Source organism: Streptomyces sp. NBC_00726 (assembly GCF_045161735.1).
Taxonomy (GTDB): Bacteria; Actinomycetota; Actinomycetes; order Streptomycetales; family Streptomycetaceae; genus Streptomyces.
Genome location: NZ_CP108983.1, coordinates 4,801,565 through 4,824,473 on the forward strand (window position 1 = coordinate 4,801,565; position 22,909 = coordinate 4,824,473).

General features: G+C 70.9%; 15 protein-coding genes. 9 read left to right on the plus strand and 6 right to left on the minus strand.

Features of this window, described 5'->3' with window-relative positions; all coding sequences use genetic code 11:
- Window positions 1-5 precede the first annotated feature (5 nt).
- The 5 genes from OG338_RS21690 (at window position 6) to OG338_RS21710 (ending at window position 10,884) form a co-directional block, all read left to right on the plus strand.
- Complete coding sequence (locus OG338_RS21690) at window positions 6-515, plus strand: MarR family transcriptional regulator (protein WP_327708784.1); 510 nt, start codon at window positions 6-8, stop codon at window positions 513-515.
- A gap of 65 nt (window positions 516-580) precedes the next feature.
- Window positions 581-916 carry a DUF3817 domain-containing protein gene (locus OG338_RS21695; protein WP_405938901.1) on the plus strand — a complete coding sequence of 112 codons (336 nt, stop codon included), beginning with the start codon at window positions 581-583 and terminating at the stop codon, window positions 914-916.
- Window positions 917-995: 79 nt separating this feature from the next.
- The gene (locus OG338_RS21700) at window positions 996-2,696 is read left to right on the plus strand and encodes a methylmalonyl-CoA mutase (RefSeq protein ID WP_405938902.1); all 1,701 of its coding nucleotides are present in this window, start codon (window positions 996-998) and stop codon (window positions 2,694-2,696) included.
- A gap of 337 nt (window positions 2,697-3,033) precedes the next feature.
- Window positions 3,034-10,377, plus strand: a complete 7,344-nt coding sequence (locus OG338_RS21705; RefSeq protein WP_405938903.1) for a nucleic acid/nucleotide deaminase domain-containing protein — start codon at window positions 3,034-3,036, stop codon at window positions 10,375-10,377.
- 117 nt (window positions 10,378-10,494) lie between these two features.
- Window positions 10,495-10,884, plus strand: coding sequence for a hypothetical protein (locus tag OG338_RS21710; protein WP_405938904.1), 390 nt, complete (start codon window positions 10,495-10,497; stop codon window positions 10,882-10,884).
- 69 nt (window positions 10,885-10,953) lie between these two features.
- On the opposite strand, the gene OG338_RS21715 is transcribed toward OG338_RS21710, so the two are convergent.
- Window positions 10,954-11,685 carry a hypothetical protein gene (locus OG338_RS21715; protein ID WP_405938905.1) on the minus strand — a complete coding sequence of 244 codons (732 nt, stop codon included), beginning with the start codon at window positions 11,683-11,685 and terminating at the stop codon, window positions 10,954-10,956.
- Between the two features lie 91 nt (window positions 11,686-11,776).
- Complete coding sequence (locus OG338_RS21720; protein WP_405938906.1) at window positions 11,777-12,406, minus strand: TetR/AcrR family transcriptional regulator; 630 nt, start codon at window positions 12,404-12,406, stop codon at window positions 11,777-11,779.
- 357 nt (window positions 12,407-12,763) lie between these two features.
- Here OG338_RS21720 and OG338_RS21725 point away from each other — a divergent pair, with 357 nt between their 5' ends.
- The 4 genes from OG338_RS21725 (at window position 12,764) to OG338_RS21740 (ending at window position 17,012) form a co-directional block, all read left to right on the plus strand.
- Window positions 12,764-13,738, plus strand: coding sequence for a tetratricopeptide repeat protein (locus OG338_RS21725; RefSeq protein ID WP_405938907.1), 975 nt, complete (start codon window positions 12,764-12,766; stop codon window positions 13,736-13,738).
- 678 nt (window positions 13,739-14,416) lie between these two features.
- Window positions 14,417-15,037, plus strand: coding sequence for a DUF6230 family protein (locus tag OG338_RS21730; protein ID WP_405938908.1), 621 nt, complete (start codon window positions 14,417-14,419; stop codon window positions 15,035-15,037).
- A gap of 96 nt (window positions 15,038-15,133) precedes the next feature.
- Window positions 15,134-15,706, plus strand: a complete 573-nt coding sequence (locus OG338_RS21735) for a DUF6114 domain-containing protein (RefSeq protein WP_405938909.1) — start codon at window positions 15,134-15,136, stop codon at window positions 15,704-15,706.
- Window positions 15,696-17,012 carry a hypothetical protein gene (locus OG338_RS21740; RefSeq protein ID WP_405938910.1) on the plus strand — a complete coding sequence of 439 codons (1,317 nt, stop codon included), beginning with the start codon at window positions 15,696-15,698 and terminating at the stop codon, window positions 17,010-17,012. Before OG338_RS21735 ends, OG338_RS21740 begins: the two co-directional genes overlap by 11 nt.
- 87 nt (window positions 17,013-17,099) lie before the next feature.
- Here OG338_RS21740 and OG338_RS21745 read toward each other — a convergent pair whose 3' ends face one another.
- The 4 genes from OG338_RS21745 to pta form a co-directional block, all read right to left on the minus strand.
- Entirely contained in the window at window positions 17,100-17,837 is a 738-nt protein-coding gene (locus tag OG338_RS21745) for a hypothetical protein (protein WP_405938911.1), read from the minus strand.
- A gap of 89 nt (window positions 17,838-17,926) precedes the next feature.
- Entirely contained in the window at window positions 17,927-19,351 is a 1,425-nt protein-coding gene (gene pyk, locus OG338_RS21750) for a pyruvate kinase (RefSeq protein WP_405938912.1), read from the minus strand.
- A gap of 74 nt (window positions 19,352-19,425) precedes the next feature.
- Window positions 19,426-20,664, minus strand: coding sequence for an acetate kinase (locus OG338_RS21755; RefSeq protein ID WP_405938913.1), 1,239 nt, complete (start codon window positions 20,662-20,664; stop codon window positions 19,426-19,428).
- A 5-nt stretch (window positions 20,665-20,669) separates the two neighbouring features.
- Window positions 20,670-22,742 (minus strand): phosphate acetyltransferase, encoded by a 2,073-nt coding sequence (pta, locus tag OG338_RS21760; RefSeq protein WP_405938914.1) that lies wholly within the window; start codon window positions 22,740-22,742, stop codon window positions 20,670-20,672.
- Window positions 22,743-22,909: the final 167 nt, after the last annotated feature.

Sequence of the window (22,909 nt, forward strand, 5' to 3'; positions counted from 1 at the left end):
TGGCCGTGCCGAAGCCGCTCAGCCTTCCCTTCGATCCCATCGCCCGCGCCGACGAGCTCTGGCAGCAGCGCTGGGGCCCGGTCCCGTCCATGGGGGCGATCACCTCGATCATGCGGGCGCAGCAGATCCTGCTCGCCGAGGTCGACGCCGTCGTCAAGCCGTACGGACTGACCTTCGCGCGGTACGAGGCGTTGGTGCTGCTCACCTTCTCCAAGGCCGGTGAGCTGCCGATGTCCAAGATCGGCGAGCGGCTGATGGTCCACCCGACGTCCGTGACGAACACGGTGGACCGGCTGGTGCGCTCCGGCCTGGTCGACAAGCGCCCGAACCCGAACGACGGCCGGGGCACGCTGGCCTCGATCACCGACAAGGGCCGCGAGGTGGTGGAATCGGCCACCCGGGAACTGGTCGCGATGGAGTTCGGACTCGGGGTGTACGACGCCGAGGAGTGCGCCGAGATCTTCGCGCTGCTGCGGCCCCTGCGCATCGCCGCGCAGGACTTCGAGGAGATCTGAGAGACGCGGTTCCGGTGCCCGGCCCGCTGCAAGATCGCCCCGGACGTCCGGTTACGCTCGTTGGCATGAAACGCAGTGTGCTGACCCGATACCGGGTGATGGCTTACGTCACCGCCGTCATGTTGCTGATCCTCTGCGTGTGCATGATCTTCAAATACGGCTTCGACAAGGGCGAGGGTCTGACGCTCGTCGTCTCCCAGATCCACGGCGTGCTGTACATCATCTACCTGATCTTCGCCTTCGACCTGGGCTCCAAGGCGAAGTGGCCGCTGGGCAAGCTCGCCTGGGTGCTCATCTCGGGCACGATCCCGACGGCCGCGTTCTTCGTGGAGCGCAAGGTCGTCCGCGAGGTCGAGCCGCTGGTCGCCGACGCGACGCCCGCGGCCGCCGCGAACGTCTGACCTCACCGAACCGCCCCGCGCGAAGCGCCGGGCGGTTGGTCATCGACATTTACTAGGACGTCCTAGTAAATTGGTGGGCATGGACGCTGACGCGATCGAGGAAGGCCGCCGCCGCTGGCAGGCCCGTTACGACAAGGCCCGCAAGCGTGACGCGGACTTCACCACGCTCTCGGGCGACCCGGTCGAGCCGGTCTACGGCCCCCGCCCCGGGGACGCGTACGAGGGCTTCGAGCGGATCGGCTGGCCCGGGGAGTACCCCTTCACCCGGGGCCTCCACCCGACCGGCTACCGGGGCCGCACCTGGACCATCCGCCAGTTCGCCGGCTTCGGCAACGCCGAGCAGACCAACGAGCGCTACAAGATGATCCTGGCCGCCGGCGGCGGCGGGCTCAGTGTGGCCTTCGACATGCCGACGCTGATGGGCCGCGACTCCGACGACCCCCGCGCGCTCGGCGAGGTCGGCCACTGCGGCGTCGCCATCGACTCCGCCGCCGACATGGAGGTCCTGTTCCGGGACATCCCGCTCGGTGACGTCACGACGTCGATGACGATCAGCGGCCCGGCCGTCCCGGTCTTCTGTATGTACCTGGTCGCCGCCGAACGCCAGGGCGTCGACCCGGCCGTCCTCAACGGCACGCTTCAGACCGACATCTTCAAGGAGTACATCGCGCAGAAGGAGTGGCTCTTCCAGCCGGAGCCCCATCTGCGCCTCATCGGGGACCTGATGGAGCACTGCGCCGCCGCCATCCCCGCGTACAAACCGCTGTCCGTCTCCGGCTACCACATCCGCGAGGCCGGGGCGACGGCCGCGCAGGAGCTGGCGTACACCCTCGCCGACGGCTTCGGCTACGTGGAGCTCGGCCTCTCCCGCGGTCTGGACGTCGACACCTTCGCGCCCGGCCTGTCCTTCTTCTTCGACGCGCACCTCGACTTCTTCGAGGAGATCGCCAAGTTCCGCGCCGCCCGCCGCATCTGGGCCCGCTGGATGAAGGAGACGTACGGCGCGAAGACCGACAAGGCCCAGTGGCTGCGCTTCCACACCCAGACCGCCGGGGTCTCCCTCACCGCGCAGCAGCCGTACAACAACGTCGTACGCACCGCCGTCGAGGCCCTGTCCGCCGTCCTCGGCGGCACCAACTCGCTGCACACCAACGCCCTGGACGAGACCCTGGCGCTCCCCTCCGAGCAGGCCGCCGAGATCGCGCTGCGCACCCAGCAGGTGCTGATGGAGGAGACCGGCGTCGCCAACGTGGCCGACCCGCTGGGCGGTTCCTGGTACGTGGAACAGCTCACCGACCGCATCGAGGCCGACGCCGAGAAGATCTTCGACCAGATCAAGGAGCGCGGCACCCGCGCCCACCCGGACGGGCGGCACCCGGTCGGCCCGATCACCTCCGGCATCCTGCGCGGCATCGAGGACGGCTGGTTCACCGGCGAGATCGCGGAGTCCGCGTTCCGCTACCAGCAGTCCCTGGAGAAGGGCGACAAGCGGGTCGTCGGCGTCAATGTGGCGCACGGCTCGGTCACCGGCGACCTGGAGATCCTGCGCGTCAGCCACGAGGTCGAGCGCGAGCAGGTCCGCGTCCTCGCCGGCCGCAAGGAGGCCCGCGACGACGCCCGGGTCAAGGGCGCCCTCGACGCGATGCTGGCCGCCGCCCGCGACGGCTCCAACATGATCGCGCCGATGCTCGACGCGGTCCGCGCGGAGGCGACCCTCGGCGAGATCTGCGGCGTCCTGCGCGACGAGTGGGGCGTCTACACGGAGCCGGCGGGCTTCTGACCGTACCGCCGCATCCGCGCCGGAAGAGCATCGAGCCCCCGTCAGTTCGCCGACGGGGGCTCGCTGTTGTCCGTACGGGAGGCGACTGCCGGGTAACAAGATGATCAATGTGCGGATCACTTTGCCCGTTCTTGGGGTCCGTGACCCTTTGCGGAAGTTTCTTTGATCTTCCCGTGAAGATCAACACATGACATGGTCACAGGACAAGCGGCAGCGTCGACTCGTGGGGGAGGCGGGAACGCCGGCGGTGCCGTGCGGGAGGAGTGCGACTCGGGCGGTGGGCCCTGTCATGCCCACGTAGAACCGCTGCCGGAAGATCCGAGAGATCAAGGCAGACATGTCAATGCTCAGAGACGTCGGCAGACGCCGGCGTCGCATACGTTCCGCACTGGCGGGAGCCACCGGCGCGACAGCGCTGCTCACCGCCGCCGCCGTACTGGCGGGCATGCTCCAGGCTCCCCAGGCGATGGCCGCCCCCACGCCCGAGGAGGACACCGGGGTCAGCCGCAACAGCATCGGCCAGACCGTCCGGCGGGACCGCTGCCTCGCCGGCGTGGCGCTGCACATCGGCGGCCCCCGGATGAAGGCCAAGGCCATCGAGGGCCTGACCGGCACCGGCGAGAAGCTGCACGACGTCGTCGTCGGTGACTACGACTGGATCGGCTACGGGCCCCTCGGGGACGCCGGAACCGCCGACAAGGAGGACGGCCAGAGCTACTGGAGCGCCAGCACCGCGCGTACCCAGGGCCTCGACGAGGCCAACAAGCCCTACGTCGAATCCGCCTGGGCCAGCGACGACATGGAGTGGCACGCACCGCAGTTCGGTGCGGACGTCGACTACTTCACCGCGCTCAGCCAGGTGCAGCTCGCCACCCCGCTCGGGACCGACGGCCACAGCGAGGCCGGCGCGGAGGCGATCGCGCGCGCCGAGGAGATCACCGAGCAGAACCGCGGCAAGGACAGCTGGCACGACGCCGCGGCCGACCTCATGCTGCGCGACGTCGGAAGCGAGTACTCGGGCGGCACCACCTCCAGCGACATCGCCGCCTACCTGCGGCGCGGCGGGTTCGCCGCCGAGGCGCCCGCCGAGGACTCGGCCGAGTACCGCGTCGAGGTCGAGGACCTCAAGCAGGCATGGGCGGCCTGTGACCACCAGAATCCGCTCGACCCGCGACGCATGCTCAACGCCCCGGTCATGACCGCGATGGCCGAGTGGGAGACGGAGTACGCGGGGCAGGCCCCGCAGCGCGCCGTCATCGTGCAGGCGGAGGCCGACGCCGCCGCCGCGACCCGGTCCGCCACGGACCACATGGTCGAGGCCATCGGCGAGGCGTGGCGCGTCGAGCAGATCCTGATCTGGCGCAAGTACTGGCAGGACGAGCTCGCCAACGACCCCGACACCATCTTCGAGAAGCCCGACCAGGCGTTCTACGACAAGGCCACGGCGGACCTGGCGGCGGCCCGTACCAAGGTGGCCGCCCTGGTCGTCTCGGCCAAGGAGGAGGCCGGCAAGGCCGCCACGGCCGCGCAGCGGGCCGCGACCGCGCAGCAGGAGGCGTGGGCCGTCGCCGACACCACCGGTGTGCCGCGCGGCCGGGGGCTGATGTACGCCCAGCAGTCGGTCCAGGTGGCCCGCGCCTCGGCCGCCGCCGCCGACGCCGCCGCCAAGGCGACCGAGACGGCACTCGGCGCCGCCGACGCGACGGTCGCCGACGTGGGCGCCCTGCTCGCCAAGGCGCAGACGGACGCGCATGCCCTGAGCACCGAATTCCGCCGCGTCGCCGCCGAGGAGGCCGCCGCCCAGGCGAAGGCCGCCGCCGACAGCGCCGAGACCAACGCCTCGGCCGCCGCCGACCGGGCGAAGACGGCGAAGACCGCCCGCACCACGGCGGAGCAGAAGCGCGACAAGGCCGAGACCGCCGCCGCGACCGCCGCCACCCAGCGGGCCAAGGCGCAGGCGGAGAAGGCCAACGCGGCCGCCTCCCGGGCCACGGCCGCCACCGAACGGGCCAAGGCCGAGGAGGCCGAGCAGCGGGCGGAGACCCAGCACACCACGGCCACCGCCGCCGACACGACGGCCGGGACCGCGACCGCCGACGCGACCGCGAAGCGCAAAATCGCCGACGAGAAGGCCAAGGCCGCACAGACGGCGCGCGAGAAGGCCGTCGCCGCGCTCCAGGCCAAGCAGGCCGTCGCGGCCCGCGCCGCCGCGCTCGAAGCCGCCGCCACGGCCGCCGAAGGCACCGACGCGGCGACGGAGACCCGGACCGCGGCCACCGCCGCCCGCACCGCGGCGAACGAGGCGGCCCAGGCGGCCACCGCCGCGCAGACCGCGGCGGGCGAGGCGACCACCGCCGCCGTCACCGCGCGGACCGCCGCGACCAAGGCCGAGGGCGCCGCCAAGCGCGCCGAGGCCGACGCGACCAAGGCATGGTCCGCCTACCGCACCTCGCTCGGCGCGGCCTCCTCGGCGCACTCCGCCGCGGCCGTCGCACTCGACGCGGCACAGGAGGCGGCGCTCCTCGCGGACAACGCCGCCACCGCGTCCGGAAACGCCACGACCCTGGCCGGGAAGGCCGAGCGGGAAGCCGTGAAGGCGGGAGGCGACGCGGCCGATGCCGTGAAGTCGGCCGCCACGGTGGCCGGACGCGCCTACGCGGCCGGGCAGGCGGCACTGGCGGCACGCGACAGCGCGAACCAGACGATCGCCGCATCCGACGAGGCCGTCGCCGCGGGCACCCCCTACCGGGTGACGGACAGTTCCGCCGCGTTCGCCGTACTCGTCGGCCAGTCCTCCAAGACGATCGCCGAACAGCACGCGGCGGCCGCCGAGGCCAAGGCCGCCGAGGCCGCCTCGGCATCCGAGGCCGCCCAGGAGGCCGCCACCCGGGCCACCGGCGACGCCAAGCTCGCCGCCGAGGCCGCCGCACGGGCCGCGAGCGATTCGCTGCGCGCCGTCGAGGCCGTGGCCCGCGCGCAGGCGTCCGCCACCGCGGCGGCCGACGCCCGCAAGGGTGCCGAGGCCGCGTCCACCGCCGCCGCCGGCTACTCCGAGCAGGCCGGCACCGACGCGGCCGCCGCCGCCCTCCTCGCCCAGGACGCGAGCGACACCGCCGACCAGGCGGACCGCGAGGCGACCGAGGCCGAGCGGCACGCCGCCGAGGCCGACGGCAGGTCCGGCCGGGCCGCCGAAGCCGCCAAGGATGCCCAGGACAAGGCGACCCGGGCGGAGACGGACGCGAAGGAGGCCGAGGACAGGGCCTCCGACGCGCAGGGCGACAGCACCTCCGCCGAGGACGCCGCGGCCCGGGCCGAGCAGGAACAGCGCGAGAAGAACGAGGCCGCGCACAAGGACGCCCTCACCGAGGGCGTCACCCCCATCGAGGGCGGCGCCGCCAACTGGCCGGCCCTGGGTGAGCGGGAGGAGAAGATCCTCCTCGACGCCTGCGGCCAGACCTGCGTGGACGACTACCGCGAGGGCCTGAAGGCCGTCTCGGTGGACCTCGTGGCCTGGACGAAGGCCAACGGCGGACAGATCCTCTTCGACCAGCTCGACGCGGCCGAGGTGAAGAAGTGCCTGGCCCGCTACGACGTGGAGGAATGCCTCTGGGACCTCGTCGACATCGCCTCCGCCGCCCCGGTCGTGGGCCGGATGCCCGCGCTCGCCCAGGCGGTCGAGAAGGTGTCCGAGGGCGCCCGGCGGATCTTCATCGACGCCGACAACGCCCTGCGCCGGCTCACCGAGCTGACCGCGGTCATCAGTGACGTCCGGTCCACGCCGCGCCTCAACCAGTGCGTGGCGGGAGTCGCCCTGCACGCGGGCGGCGCCCGGATGAAGGCCAAGGCCATCGAGGGCCTGACCGGCACGAACGACGAGCTGGCCGCCACCATCGGCGACCTCGGCATGATCGGGTTCATGCCGCTGGGGCAGGCCCGCGACCAGGACGAGGCGGATGCCTACGCCTTCCTGGACGCCATGGCCGCCCGCGAGGCCGTCCTGGAGGACGCCAACCGGCCGTACGCGATGAGCTCGTTCGACGACGGGATCACCCTGCACGCGCCGACGTTCGGCGAAGACATCCTCGGGTTCACCCTCGCCGCACAGGCCGACCTCTCCCACCGGCTGGGCTGGGACGGTCACACCAACGCGGGCGACGACGCGCTGGCGAAGGCGCGGGAGATCACCGAGGAGAACCGCGGCAAGGACAGCTGGTTCGACGCCGAGGCCGACGTCATGCTGCGGTACGGCAGCGTGAGCAACACCCGGTACTCCGGAGGCACGACCGCTGCCGACATCGCCGCCTACCTGCGGCACGGCGGCTTCCTCGACAAGAAGGTCACCGAGGACTCCGCCGAGTTCCGGATCGAGGTCGAGACCCTCAAGCAGACCTGGGCCTCGTGCAACCACCAGGACCCGGTGGACCCCCGCAACTCCCTGAGCGAGGTCGTCTCGCAGGCTTCGGCCGAGTGGGAGGCGGAGTACGCGGGCCAGGCCGCACCGCGCGCCGTCATCGTGCAGGCGGAGGCCGACGCCGCCGCCGCGACCCGGTCCGCCGCGGACAACATGGTCGAGGCCATCGGCCAGGCATGGTTCGCCGACCAGATCCTGCGCTGGCAGAAGTACTGGCACGACACGCTTGAGAACGACCCGGACGACATCTTCAAGCCGAAGCAGGCCCTCTTCGACAAGGCGAAGACGGACCTGGCGAAGGCCCGGGGCAGGATTCAGGCGCTCGTCACCACCTCCCAGCAGCAGGCCACCGCTGCCACGGCCGCCGCGCAGCGCGCGGTGACCGCCCAGCAGCAGGCATGGGCGATCGCGGACGCCGCCGAGGTGCCGCGCGGCCGCGGGCTGCTCTACGCCCAGCAGTCGGTCCAGGTCGCCCGCGCCTCCGGCGCCGCCGCCACGGCCGCCGCGAAGGCCACGGAGACCGCGCTCAACGCGGCGAACGCCACCGTGTCGACGTCCGAGGCGCTGCTCGCCCTGGCCCAGACCGAGGCGCACGCGGTGAACACCGAGTTCCGCCGTATCGCCGCACAGGAGGCCGCGTCCCAGGCGAAGGCCGCCGCGGACAGCGCCGACGCCTACGCCACCTCGGCCGCGGCGAACGCCGCCAAGGCCAAGAAGGCCAAGGAAACCGCACTCGCGGAGGAGGAGGACGCCCGCAAGGCCGCGGCCGAGGCCCAGCGCACGCGTGCCGTGGCCGAGCTGGAGCGCGCCAACGCGGCGGCCTACCGGGCCACCGCGGAGCGCGAGCGGGACAAGGCCGCCACGCATGAGGCGGACGCGGTCGCGCAGGGCCGGATCGCCGCCGAGGCCCGTTCCTCGGCGGAGGCGTCCGGAGCCACGGCCTCGGCCCGCAGATCCGAGGCCGAACAGGCGGAGCGCGACGCGGTCGCCGCCCGTAACAAGGCCCTTGAGGCCGAGCGGCTGCGGGACTCGCTGAAGGCCAAGGCCGCCGCACTGGAGGCCCACGCGGCCGCCGTCGACGGCACGGACGCCGCCGGGGAAGCCCGTACCGCGGCGACCGAGGCACGTAGCGCAGCCGACACCGCGACCACGGCGGCGACCAACGCCCGTTCGGCGGCGAACGCCGCGACGACCGCCGCCACGAACGCCCGTGAGGCGGCCACCAAGGCGCAGGGCGCGGCATCCCGGGCCAAGGCGGCGTCCGACGCCACTTGGGCCTCCTACTTCGTCGCGGTGGGTTCCGCGGCGGCCGCCCACGCCGCGGCGGCCGAGGCGATCGACGCCTCCGAGGAGGCGGCGATCGACGCCGAGGGCGCCAAGGAGGAGTCGGAGAAGGCCGGCACCGCGGCCAAGACCGCCAAGAACGAGGCCACCGCGGCCCGCACCGAGGCGGTCCAGACGGCGAACTGGGCGGCGACCACGGCGGGCAAGGCGCTCGCGGCCGTGCAGGCGTCACTCGCGGCGCGGGACTCCGCGGCGGCGGTGAACAAGCCGGCGAACGAGGCGATCGCGCTCGGCGGTCCCTACCAGGAGACCGACAGCTCGGCGGCGTTCGCCACGCTGCTCGGCCAGCAGTCCCTGACGCTCGCCGAGCAGCAGGCGGCGGCGGCCGGTGCCACGGCCGGTCTGGCCGAGGAGTTCTCCGCGGCGGCGAAGGCCCGTGCGGAGCAGGCCGCGGCGGACATGAAGCTCGCGGCACAGGCGTCCGCGGCTGCGGCGTCCGACGCGTCCCGCGCGGCCAAGGCGTACCAGCGGGCCCTGGCCTCGGCCGGCCAGGCCGCGGCGGACGCGAAGCTCGCCGGGGCATCGGCGAACCGTGCCGACGGTTACGCGCAGTCGGCCGGCGCGGACGTGGCCAGGGCGTGGACCGCGGCGAGCGACGCCCAGACGGACGCCAACGCGGCGGACAGCGCGGCCACCGAGGCGGAGCACGACGCCGCTTCGGCCCGTGCCGCCGCGACCAAGGCCGAGGAGGACGCGGCCAGCGCCCGGGACACCGCCACCCAGGCGGAGACCGACGCGACGGCTGCGGAGAAGGCCGCGGAAGGTGCCTGGGACGCGGCGAACGAGGCCCAGGAGGCCGCGGACCGCACGGAGAAGGAGGTCAGCAACGAGCAGATAGCCGAGGGCGCCACCACCGGGATCGGCGGGGTGTGGCAGGTCCTGGACCACATGGAGTTCATCGGCGAGCCGAAGAACGTCGTCAAGGACAACTGCAACCCGATCATCCACGTCGGCGACTGCACGATCACGGCCACCGTCACCTACCGGCAGCACTACGACGTGTTCATGTGCCTCGCCGAACAGGGCACCTACGCGGGCAGCTGCCCGGACGTGGACACGGTCTACCTGGGCCGTGACGTCTCGGATCCCAAGACCGAGGAGATGTCGTACACGCTGACGATGGTCGAGTTCAACTCGGGCATCGATCCGATCGACATCATGCTCGGCGACTTCATCGGCTGCGCGAAGAAGATCAACCCGTTCGTATCGGGCGGCACCTGGGGCGACTGCGCCTGGGTTGTGGGCTTCTTCGTCGCCGGGGCGCTGTTCAAGGCGGCGTCGACGGCCGTGACGGCACTGGACGGCGCCGCCAAGACCGGAATCGGCTTCCTCGACGCGTGGAAGGCGCTGAGGACTCTCCGGATGTCGGAGGCCGCTGCGGCCGGCGTCGCCAAGAAGGTCGCGGAGAAGTTCTACAACGTCTGCCGGAAGAAGCCGAGATTCGCCTCGCTCGCCCCGCAGTCGCGGGTCGGGACCATCGCTCCGATGGGCACAATCGGGAGCCCGGTTCCCGAGTACTCCTGCGTCGGACTGGTCGGCTACAACAGCACGGATCTCGCCAGTGCCGCATACCAGGCCAGAATCAAGGCTGGTTTTGGGGCCTACGGCAAAAGGAATGTGGCCGTTGCCCGGGTGACGGGCTGGAAGGACCCGAAGACCGGAAGCGATCTCGTCATCGGTTTCAGTAAGGGAGGCGGATTCCACGCCGAGGACGACATTCTTGAGCAGCTCGCCAAGGCAGAGGTCTCACCGAAGAAGATAACCGCGCTCTACAGCGAACGGCAGCCCTGCCCCGTGTGCGGGCCGAATCTGGAAGAATTCCTTGAGGACGGCACAGAGATCACCTGGTCCGTGCAGTGGGGATCGGACGGGCTGATGAACAGTGCGTTCGAGGAGCTACTGGCAGGAATGATCCAGGCTCAGTGATTCCTCTGGCCCCCGAATCCGGCCGGCCAGGCCCGTAAGATACGGAGGGGTGGGTGACCCCCTGACCGGTCACCCACCCCTCCTTCCAACCTCGCGTCGAAATGGTGGCAAACAGAAATGTTCGAAGTCGAGAAGGCGAGCGAGGCGGAGGCCGCCGAAAGGAACGATCTGGCCGACAAGGCGGCCGAAGCGCTGATATTGGCGGGCTTTACCGTGCACCGGGATGTGAACGAGCCGTCCGGCGCCCGAGGCCCCCTGGTCTGGGCCGATTTGACCGCCGACTCCGGGGGCGGAGTCTTCGTCAAGTGGCTCATCGATCCGGCGCTCAGCCGTGCGGCGGTGGAGAGTGCGCAGCGCGGGAACGTCGGTTCGGCGGCATTCCGGCACTACGGTTTCGTGACGAAGCACATGCACGCCACATTGCTCGCGATTCTCGGATCCGCCGGAATCCAGGCCGAAGACGCCGATGACGACATGAGTCCCTACCTGATCCGGGTCGTGGGGTGACCTCGGAGAAGGGAACACAGCAGCCCGCCCGGGCGTGGGCGCAGCACCACCCCGGGCGGGCTGCCGCCGTCAGTCCGTGACGTCCCCGATCCGGTCGAGCTGCGCCTGTACGAACACCTTCGGGATCGCCGCCTTCTTCTCGTCCAGCATGTTCACCCCGTAGAAAACAGCGATCACACCCCCACTGCGCACCACCGTGTACGTCATCGGCACCTTCTGCTTTCCGACGTCACCCGTGATCCGGTAGTCGACGCTCTCGTCGCCGAAGTCCCGCGCGGGCAGCTTCTCCACCTTGCCGTACGTCAGGCCCAGCGTGTGGAATCCCTTGGGGCACGCGGTGACCGCCTTCCGCAGGTCCTTCATCACCTGAACGGCGTTCTTCTCGGAATGCGAGGCGAGCCACATCGAGCCCACCGTCGCATCGGTCGCCTCGACCGGCGTGAGGGAGCGGTGCGTCTCGCTCACGGCGTTGATGTGCGTAAAACCGCCGATGAGGCTGGCGAGCGGCTGGCATTCCTTCTTGTCCGCCTTCATACCGCGCCCGGCCTCGACCTCCGCCTTGGCCACCTTCTTGGCCTCGACGCCCTTGACCTTTCCCGTGACGGTCACCTTTTCCAGGTGCTTGGTGTCCAGGGCGCCGAGCCGCTCGGCCTCCGCGGCTTCCTTCTCTTCGGCGCTCTGCGCTTTGTTCGCCTTCGGCTTCCCTTTTCCGGAATCCGTCGATTCGCCGCTGCAAGCGGATGTCACCAACAGGGCCGAAAGAACGGCGACGATCGGGAGGGCGGCCCTGTGCAGTCTCATGTGGTGATTCTTTCCTGGCGTCTCTCGCGGGCGAAGCAAAGCGAAAATGATCTTACTGTCGCCAGGAACTCTCTCTCGTCACAATTTGAGATCAACCGGCGGCGGCCGCGCCCAGCCCCGCCAGCAGCAGCAGCGTGAAGCGCCGGGCCCAGTCCGCGTCCACCGGTTCCGCGCTCACCAGCGTCCGGTGCACCACCGCACCGGCGATCACATCGAAGATCAGGTCCGCGGTCAGGTCCGCCGTGGCGTCGTCCGTCTCGACGGGCAGCTCGCCCCGCTCCTGCGCCCGCCGCCGGCCCTGGAGTACGAGCCGCTTCTGGCGGTTGACGATCGAGTCGCGGATACGGGCCCGCAGCGCCTCATCGCGCGTCGACTCGGCGACCACCGCCATCAGCGCGGTCCGGGTCTCCGGCCGGTCGAGCAGCGCGGCGAACTGGAGCACCACCGCCTCCACATCGGCGGCCAGGCTGCCCAGGTCCGGCATCTCCAGCTCGTCGAAGAGCACCGCGACCGCGTCCACGACCAGTTCGTTCTTGCCCGCCCAGCGCCGGTAGAGGGTCGTCTTGGCGACCCCGGCCCGCGTCGCCACGTCGCCCATGGTCAGCTTCGACCAGCCGAGGTCCACGAGCGAGGCTCTGGTCGCCTCCAGGATCGCCTCGTCGGCCTCGGCGCTGCGAGGACGTCCCGATCGTGCGGGTTTGGGGTGGCTACGGCTGAGCATGCGGCGACCATACCCGTCAGTAGGTAAATCCGACCGGCCCCGGAAGCCGTGAGACAGATCACCGGGCACTCTTGTGCGCGAGGGGGCATGGCCAGTTACGCTACGGGTCGTAGCGTAAGACGACGGTCCGGACCGTCGTGGGCGCCACGAACGAACGACAGCCACAGGCGCCGGGTGGGGACCGGGCGCCGAACCGGGTCTTTCAGGGGCCTGGGGGTGTCTTGTCGGCCCTGGCCGACAAGACACCCCCTTACGACCGTGTCTGTCCGTCCACCCCGCACACCGGCGGGGGCCGCGGACGGGCGCGGTTCACGTATCGCTTTCCGGAACGGCGCACCGAGGGGGGAGGATGTACCTATGCAGCCCAGAAACATGTCCATGAGCGGCGTGGTCGACCTCGCCGCGGTGAAGGCGGCCGGAGAGGCCAAGGCGAAGGCGGAGCAGGCGCGCGCCGAGTCCGCACGCCAGGGCGGTCCCGCAGCCGTCCCCGCGTCCTCCCTCGTGATCGACGTCGACGAGGCGGGCTTCGAGAACGATGTCCTCCAGCGCTCCGCCGAAGTGCCCGTCGTCATCGACTTCTGGGCCGAGTGGTGCGAGCCGTGCAAGCAGCTGGGCCCGCTTCTGGAGCGCCTGGCCCATGAGTACAACGGCCGCTTCCTGCTGGCCAAGGTCGACGTCGACGCCAACCAGATGCTGATGCAGCAGTTCGGCATCCAGGGCATCCCGGCGGTCTTCGCGGTGGTCGCCGGACAGGCGCTGCCGCTCTTCCAGGGCGCGGCTCCCGAGGCCCAGATCCGGCAGACCCTGGACCAGCTGATCCAGGTCGGCGAGGAGCGCTTCGGCCTGACCGGCATCGCGGTCGACCCGACGGCGGCCGGTGAGCCGGCCCAGGCGGCGGCTCCGGTTCCGCCCGGCCCGTACGACTCCCTGCTGGAGGCGGCGGCGCAGGCGCTGGACGCCAACGACTTCGCGGGCGCCGTCCAGGCGTACAAGAACGTGCTGTCCGACGACCCGGCCAACACCGAGGCGAAGCTGGGCCTCGCCCAGGCCGAGCTGCTGTCCCGGGTCCGGGCGACGGACCCGCAGAGGGTGCGCGCGGAGGCGGCGGAGAAGCCGGCCGACGCGGACGCGCAGCTGGCGGCGGCCGACCTCGACCTCGTCGGCGGCCATGTCGAGGACGCCTTCGGCCGGCTCGTGGAGACCGTGCGGCGCACGTTCGGCGAGGACCGCGACCGGGTGCGGCTGCGGCTGCTCGACCTCTTCGAGGTGATCGGCCCGGAGGACCCGAGGGTCGGCGCCGCGCGTACCGCGCTCGCGCGCGTCCTGTTCTGACCCGGTCTGTCCGATCCGATTGTGCTGAACTGACAACACGGCCGCGGCCGCCTCCGGGCGCCGCGGCCGTTTTCGCGATCAGGCGATAAGAGCGGGCCTTGCTTTACCAAATCTTGATAAAAGCACGGCCTGTTACTCGCAGTAAATCGATCTTTGCGATCTGCCCCGTTTCGCTCACTCTTCCTCCTCTTCGTCCATTGGTCCGGGGCAACCCTGTGTGGCCGCCCGGTGCCGGCAGGTCGTGGCCCGGTTATGGGGGCATTACCAGCGAGTAACGAACCCCCTTGTGTCCCGGCCGGGAATGGACCACGATCGGCCACGCTCGGTCCAATGACGCCAGCCCGGTTGCCAGCCGGGAGCGGCGGCTCCGTTGGGTCCCCACCGGGCGGGCCGGCGGCAGTGGCGCCGGCTCCGGACAGGGGGGTTCCTGCCGGTCGGCAGGGCCTGTCCGATCAGGTCGCGTACCTGCGTGACCAGTGGTTGTCGCTCGGGGGTGATCGCCGGTGAAGCGGACGCGCTACAGCCTCCGTTCGCGGGCGTTCCCCTTTCCGAGGACGTAGCACTTCTCCCATCCCAGGTCGGGCAGGATGCCTGACCGGAGATGTACGTCCGAGAAGGAGGAAAAGTATGAGTTCCCAGGTTCGCGGTGGCACGAGATGGAAGCGTTTCGCTGTCGTCATGGTGCCGAGCGTCATAGCCACCGCCGCCGTCGGCGTCGGTCTGGCCCAGGGCGCGCTCGCCGCGTCCTTCAGCGTGTCGGGGCAGGAGTTCAAGGTCACGGCCGAGGAACTGGACGGTGAAAACTTCGTTCAGTACGGCAGCATCGCGACCGAGGACGGCGCCGTAGCCACGAAGGAGGGCAAGGCGCACGCCGTGGCCGTCTCCGGGTTCAGCAGCGCCAAGATCACCAAGATGTGCCAGTCGGTCGTCACGCCCAACCTGCCGTTCGGGCTGGGCAGCATCACGCTGAAGCTCAAGGCGGGCGACCCGGGGAATGCCACGGGTGACGAGCGCGAGAAGAAGCTGGTCCACGCGACCGGCCTCTACCTCGACGTTTCGGATCTCAACGCTGACGCCGAGTTCCGCAACATCGACATCGGTGTGGGCGCGGGCCAGCTGCACGACCCGGGCATCCAGCCCAACGCCGACAAGTACGTCAACCCGAACGGCTTCGCGCAGCGGGCTGAGCACGCCAACCTGAAGAACGTCAAGCAGAAGGCGTGGGCCACCACGGCAGGAACGTTCAAGCTGCCGGGTCTGCACCTTGCGCTGTCCAAGGGCGTCGACGAGTGCTACTAGGGCACTAGCCCGGGCGGCCGGGGGCGCACGACGGGTCCCCGGCCGCCCACCCTTCTCTTTCTCACAGCAGTACCGGTTCCCAGGGAGCTGTTTTCCATGAGCCCCGAATCCCAAGGGCAGAACGAGCACTACCTCACCCTCTCCCGGCGAGGCTTCCGCACCTGGCGGGGTGACCGGCCGTTCTGGGCCGGACTGTTCACCATGCTGGGCGGCGTGCCCATCATGTACTTCCCGTACGCGAACATGCACCTCGGCAATGTGACGCTGGCGATGTCCACCACCGCCGGCGCCGGTTCGCTGATCATCGGTGTTCTGCTCGTCACGCTGGGCCTGACGATGTGGTTCCACAGCATCGTCCGCGTGTTCGCCGGTGTCGCCGCGATTCTGCTGGCCCTCATCTCCATACCCGTCGCCAACATCGGCGGCTTCCTGATCGGCTTCATCTTCGCCCTGCTCGGCGGCGCGCTCTCGGTGGCCTGGGCCCCCGGCGAACCCCCGGCCGAGGCGGAGCCCGCTTCAGCCGAGGAGGCCCCGGAGACCGTTTCGTTCGCAAAGGGCGACGAGCCGCTTCCCGAGGGCGCGCTGTACGGGGCCGGTGTTCCCGAGCAGCCGCAGGCCCCGTACGACACCACGGTCGATGCCGAGGGCGGGAGGCACCGTGCGGGGTGACGACGAGCAGGTGAACGGCGCGGGCGAGAACGGGACCCGCGAACGCAGAGGTCCCCGCCACGCCGCCCCCAGGAAGTCGCTGCTGACGAAGCTCCACATGCCCGCGGGCAAGAAGGCGTTCGCGCTCGCCGCGATGCCGACGGCGGTCTTCGTCGGGATGGGGCTCACGCCCCGGCTGGCGATGGCCGACGACACGACGGACATCCCCTTCGCACCCGGCCCCTGCGTCACGCGCTCCGACGAGCCGAGCGAGTCGGCGGACCCGACGCCCTCCGCGTCGAAGACGCCGTCGCCGTCCACGAGTGCGAGCGCGAAGCCGACGCCGGGGACGACGACCGACAAGGCGACCCCGATGCCCACGGCCACGGACTCGGCGGACGACACCGCGAAGAGCACCGACACCGCGAAGAAGAGCACCGAAGCGGCCCCGGCCGAGACCCCGGCCGCCACGCCGTCGCCCACGAAGACGCGGAACCCGCTCGACCCGCTGGGCCTCGGCGACGCGCTCAAGGACCTCTTCGACGGTGACAAGGACAAGGAGACGGCGAGCCCGTCCCCGAGCCCCACCACGGCGTCCCCGAAGCCGTCCGCGACCGCGGACGCCGAGGACTCCAAGGACGAGACCGCGGACAAGGCCACCGACGCGGCGAAGGACGCGAAGGACGCGGTGCAGGACACCGCCGACAAGACCACCGAGGCCATCCGCGACGCGGCCGGCAAGGCGGGCCGCACGGTCGAGGAGCTGGACGAGGACGTCAAGGGCACCGACGCCAAGAAGGACGAGGACATCCCGGACGGCGCCAAGGAGCCGTTCCCGTGCCCCACCGCGGACCCGGAGGCCCTGGCCAACGCGAAGCTGGAGCCGGGCATCCCGAGCCTGCCCACCGACCCGTGGATTCTGGAGAGCTCGCTGCTCACCCTGAACGGGCTCGACTACAAGGGCATCGTGGAGGTCCGCAAGGGCGACGGCTCCATCAAGAAGGTGCTGAAGTTCACCGCGTCCTCGATCGACATCAAGGACCTGCACCAGCTGACGACCGGCCCGGTGCCGGGCACCACGGGCCATGTGCAGGCGCGGAAGGGCTCCACCTCCACGATCCGCAACGGCACGGTGACGATGTACACGGAAGAGCTGAAGGGCAACCTCTTCGGCCTCATCCCGATCACCTTCAGCCCGGAGACCCCGCCCCCGCTGAACGTCCCCTTCGCCTTCTTCACCAAGGTGAAGGTCACCCAGGCCGGCCAGTTCGGCGGCACCCTGACCGTCCCGGGACTGCACAACTACTTCACCGAGGACGGCGCCTGACGCGTCCGCAAGCAGCGCAAAGCCTGTGGGCCGCACCCCGAGGGTGCGGCCCACAGCCACGTTCGGGCCCTGCCGCCGGCCGGGGCCCTATGCTTTCCGGTCTCCTTGCCACGTCACCGATTTCAAGGTGGCCGGCCCTCCGTGCGCCATGCCCCGGTAGGTCACTTTCCGCAGGTCCCCGAGTTCGTGGGCGACTCGTCGCGCCAGATCCTCTCCCTCACGGAACTGCCGGAGCGCGATGTCCTGATACCCGGCCTCATCCCGATCCTGGAGGTACGCGTTCATCCCGTCGTCGATGCTCCGAGCCCATGCGTAGAGGTCGGCCACCAGGGCCCCGGACAGCGCCAGCGCGGCCGCCGGATCATCCGGGAAGAAATCCCCGAACCCGTCGGACCGCAGCGGCCCGAACTTGAACTCCCCCTCGACCGAGATGTCGACGGGATGCGGCGGAGTGCCGTGGCTGTCCCGCTCCCAGTGAAGCCGATCGCAACCCCAGCAGACCCATTTCGTCGTTCCGTGTGGTTCATCCCAGTAGCGCACGGCCCACGACGGCCCAAGATGTCTGGCCACTCCCTGGGTGACCTTCAAGCCGCGCGCCGCGTGTTTGCGTACCGCGGCACGGGAGCCGGACCCCTCCGGAGGGCGGGACGCGGCCCAGAAGCCGAGCGCCTCCGCCAGATCGGCGGGCAGAAGCAACGAGGCGTCGTCCAGCGGAACATGGCGGGTGAAGGAATCGACGTCGGCGTCCGCTCCCTCCGAAGAGGTGTACAGCGGAGACGCTTCGCCGCGGGCCCGCACAAGCAGTGCGCGTGGCTTCTCGGTCATGCGGTGTCTGCCCTCGTGCCGGTCCGGACACGGCGGTGCCCCCGGCCCGGAACATTCCGGGGCCGGGGGCACCGCCCGTGTCGTGCGGGTCAGTCCTGGCCGCCCACGTGGTGGACGCGGACCATGTTGGTGGTGCCGGGGACGCCGGGGGGCGAGCCGGCGGTGATGACCATCGTGTCGCCCGTGTTGTAGCGGCCGAGCTTCAGGAGCTCCGAGTCGACCAGGTCGACCATCGCGTCCGTGTTGTCGACGTGCGGGACGACATGGGCCTCGACGCCCCAGCTGAGGGCCAGCTGGTTGCGGGTGGACTCGTCCGTGGTGAAGGCCAGGATCGGCTGCGCGGCGCGATAGCGGGACAGACGGCGGGCGGTGTCGCCGGACTTGGTGAAGGCGACCAGGGCCTCGCCGCCCAGGAAGTCGGCGATCTCGCAGGCCGCGCGGGCGACCGAACCGCCCTGGGTACGGGGCTTCTTGCCCGGGACCAGCGGCTGGAGGCCCTTGGACAGCAGCTCCTGCTCGGCGGCGACCACGATCTTCGACATGGTCTTCACGGTCTCGATCGGGTACGCGCCGACCGAGGACTCCGCCGAGAGCATGACCGCGTCCGCGCCGTCCAGGATCGCGTTGGCGACGTCGGACGCCTCGGCGCGGGTCGGGCGGGAGTTGGTGATCATCGACTCCATCATCTGGGTCGCCACGACCACCGGCTTGGCGTTGCGCCGGCACAGCTCCACCAGGCGCTTCTGCACCATCGGGACGCGCTCCAGCGGGTACTCGACGGCGAGGTCGCCACGGGCGACCATCACACCGTCGAACGCCATGACGATGCCCTCCATGTGCTCGACGGCCTGCGGCTTCTCCACCTTGGCGATGACGGGGACCCGGCGGCCCTCCTCGTCCATCACCTTGTGGACGTCCTTGATGTCATTGGCGTCGCGGACGAAGGAGAGCGCGACCAGGTCGCAGCCCATCCGCAGGGCGAAGCGCAGGTCCTCGACATCCTTCTCGGACAGGGCCGGGACGTTGACCGCGGCACCCGGCAGGTTGATCCCCTTGTGGTCGGAGATCACCCCGCCCTCGATGACGATGGTGTGGACCCGGGGGCCGTCCACGGAGACGACCTTCAGCTCGACGTTGCCGTCGTTGATCAGGATCGGGTCGCCCTTGGCGACGTCACCGGGCAGACCCTTGTAGGTCGTGCCGCAGATCGACTTGTCCCCGGGGACGTCCTCGGCGGTGATGACGAACTCGTCCCCGCGGACCAGCTCGACCGGACCCTCGGCGAACTTCGCCAGGCGGATCTTCGGGCCCTGGAGGTCGGCGAGCACGCCGACCGCCCGCCCGGTCTCGGCGGCGGCCTTGCGGACCCGGTCGTAACGACCCTGGTGTTCCGCGTGGGAGCCGTGACTGAAGTTGAAACGGGCCACGCTCATGCCGGCCTCGATCAGAGCGACGAGCTGCTCGTGGGAGTCGACGGCGGGGCCGAGGGTGCAGACGATTTTGGAACGGCGCATGAGGCGGATCCTATCGGTTTGTTTCGCTGCGGAATATTCCGGCTGGTGGAAGATACAAAAGGGCGGGGGTCCGCTCAGTTGTCGACCAGGGTGAAGGTCTGGGTGGCGATCTCCAGCTCCTCGTCGGTCGGCACCACGGCGACCGCGACCCGTGCGTAATCCGGCGAGATCAGCCGCGGTACGCCGGACCGTACGGCGTTGAGATCCGCGTCCACCGCGAGGCCCAGCTCCTCCAGGCCGGCGATGGCAGCCTCCCGTACCGGAGCCGAGTTCTCGCCCACCCCCGCCGTGAAGACCACGGCGTCCACCCGGCCGAGGACCGCCGAATAGGCGCCGATGTACTTCTTCAGCCGGTGCACGTAGATGTCGAAGGCGAGCGCCGCACGCTCGTCGCCCTCGTCCACCCGGCGCCGGATCTCCCGCATGTCGTTGTCACCGCACAGCCCCACCAGGCCGCTCTTCTTGTTGAGCAGGACGTCGATCTCGTCCGCCGACATCCCCGCCACCCGCTTCAGATGGAAGGTGACGGCCGGATCGATGTCCCCGGACCTGGTCCCCATCACCAGCCCCTCCAAGGGGGTCAGGCCCATCGACGTCTCCACGCACCGCCCGCCCGCGACCGCCGACGCGGACGCCCCGTTGCCCAGGTGCAGCACGATGACGTTGACGTCCGCCGGCTCCTTGCCCAGCAGCTCGGCCGCCTTGCGGGAGACGTACGCGTGTGACGTGCCGTGGAAGCCGTAGCGGCGGATGCGGTGGGCGTCGGCCGTCGCCACGTCGATCGCGTACCGCGCCGCGTACTCCGGCATCGTCGTGTGGAACGCCGTGTCGAACACCGCCACCTGCGGCAGGTCCGGGCGCAGCGTCACGGCGGTGCGGATGCCCGTGATGTTGGCCGGGTTGTGCAGCGGCGCCACGGGGACCAGGCGCTCGATCTCCTTCAGGACCTCGTCGGTGATCACGGTCGGCTCGGTGAACCGGAGCCCGCCGTGCACCACCCGGTGCCCGATCGCCGCCAGCTCCGGGGAGTCAAGCCCGAGCCCGTCGGCGGCCAGCTCCTCGGCCGCCGCCTTCAGCGCCTCGTCGTGGTCGGCGATCCGGCCCTCGCGCTCCCGGGGCCCGCCGCCCCCGGCCGGCGGGGTGTGGACGAGCCGCGAGGTCTCCTCGCCGATCCGCTCGACCAGGCCGGACGCCAGCCGGGAGCGGTCGTCCATGTCGAGCAGCTGGTACTTCACGGAGGACGAGCCGGAGTTGAGCACGAGCACCCGGCTCGGCTTCCGGGCCGCCGCGTCTTCGGTGTTCGGGGTGGTCATGCGGGTTACTCCTCGCCCTGGGCCTGGATCGCGGTGATGGCCACGGTGTTCACGATGTCCTGCACGAGCGCGCCCCGGGACAGGTCGTTGACCGGCTTGCGCAGCCCCTGGAGGACCGGGCCGACCGCCACCGCGCCCGCCGAGCGCTGCACGGCCTTGTAGGTGTTGTTGCCGGTGTTCAGGTCCGGGAAGATCAGGACCGTCGCCTGCCCGGCCACCTCGGAGCCCGGCAGCTTGGTCGCGGCCACGCTCGGCTCGACCGCCGCGTCGTACTGGATGGGCCCCTCGATCCTGAGGTCCGGGTGGCTCCCGCGCACCCGGTCCGTCGCCGCGCGCACCTTGTCGACGTCGGCGCCGGTGCCCGAGGTCCCGGTCGAGTACGACAGCATCGCGATCCGGGGCTCGACGCCGAAGCGGGCGGCGGTGGCGGCGGACTGCACGGCGATGTCCGCGAGCTGCTCGGCGTCCGGGTCCGGATTGACCGCGCAGTCGCCGTACACCAGCACCTTGTCGGCGAGGCACATGAAGAAGACCGACGAGACGATCGAGGCATCGGGTTTCGTCTTGATGATCTCGAAGGCCGGCCGGATCGTCGCCGCCGTGGAGTGCACCGCCCCGGAGACCATCCCGTCGGCCAGCCCCTCCTGGACCATCAGGGTGCCGAAGTAGTTGACGTCCGAGACCACGTCGTACGCCAGCTCGACCGTCACTCCGCGGTGCGCCCGCAGCTGTGCGTACCGCTCGGCGAACGACTGGCGCAGCTCCGAGGTCTGCGGGTCGATGAGCTGGGTCTCGGCCAGGTCGATGCCGAGGTCGGCGGCCTTCTTGCGGATCACGTCCGGGTCGCCGAGCAGCGTGAGGTCGCAGACGTCCCGGCGCATCAGCACGTCGGCCGCGCGCAGCACGCGTTCCTCGGTGCCCTCCGGCAGCACCACCCGGCGCCGGTCCGCGCGCGCCTGCTCCAGCAGCTCGTGTTCGAACATCATCGGCGTGACCCGGCCGCTGCGGGCGACCGAGATCCGGTCGAGGAGGGCGCCGGTGTCGACGTGCCGCTCGAAGAGGCCGAGCGCGGTCTCCGCCTTGCGCGGGGTCGCCGCGTTCAGCCTGCCCTCAAGCGCGAAGAGTTCCCCGGCGGTGGGGAAGGAGCCGCCGGCCACCGAGACGACCGGGGTGCCCGGTGCGAGCCGTGCGGCCAGCGTGAGTATCTCCTCGCCGGGCCGCTCGTCCAGGGTGAGCAGCACCCCGGCGATCGGCGGCGTCCCGGCGCTGTGGGCGGCGAGCGAGCCGACCACCAGGTCCGCGCGATCCCCGGGCGTCACCACCATGCACCCCGGGGTCAGCGCCTTCAGCAGATTCGGCAGCATCGCCCCGCCGAAGACGAAGTCCAGCGCGTCCCGGGCCAGCCCGGAGTCGTCGCCGAGGAGCACCGTGCCGTCCAGGGCCGCGGTGATCTGGGCGACCGTCGGCGCCGAGAGGGCCGGCTCGTCCGGCAGCACCGAGCAGGGCACCGGCAGGGTCGCGGTGAGGCGTTCCGCGATGACGTCCCGGTCGGCCGGGGCCACCCGGTTCACGATCATCGCGAGCACATCGCAGCCCAGGCCCGAGTAGGCCCGGTACGCGTTGCGGGTCTCGGCGCGCACCGACTCCGCGTTCTGGTCCCGGCCGCCGACCACCGCGATCACCGAGGCGCCGAACTCGTTGGCCAGGCGGGCGTTGAGCGCCAGCTCGTCCGGGAGCTGGGTGGCGGCGAAGTCGGTGCCGAGGACGAGGACCACCTCGTAGTCGACGGCCACCCGGTGGAAGCGCTCGACCAGCCGGGAGACGAGTTCGTCGGTGCCCTGCTCGGCCTGGATCGCGGACGCCTCGTGGTAGTCCATCCCGTAGACCGTGCCCGGGTCCTGGGAGAGCCGGTAGCGGGCCCGCAGCAGCTCGAACAGCCGGTCGGGGTCGTCGTGCACCAGGGGGCGGAACACCCCGACCCGGTCCACCTGGCGGGTCAGCAGCTCCATGACGCCCAGGTCCACGACCTGGCGGCCGTCTCCCCGGTCGATCCCGGTCACGTACACGCTGCGCGTCACGCGTGTCTCCCGTCGTCTCTGGTCCGGTATGGTGCCCGGTTCGCGTGGTAATCGCCCGTTTGACGATACCCGTGGGGGTGGCGGGGCCGCCCGCCGGACGACTGCCCCGCGAGGGCGTCCGCGGGCCGCCCCGGAGCAGCCGGGAGCGCGGGCCCCGCGCCCGGCGT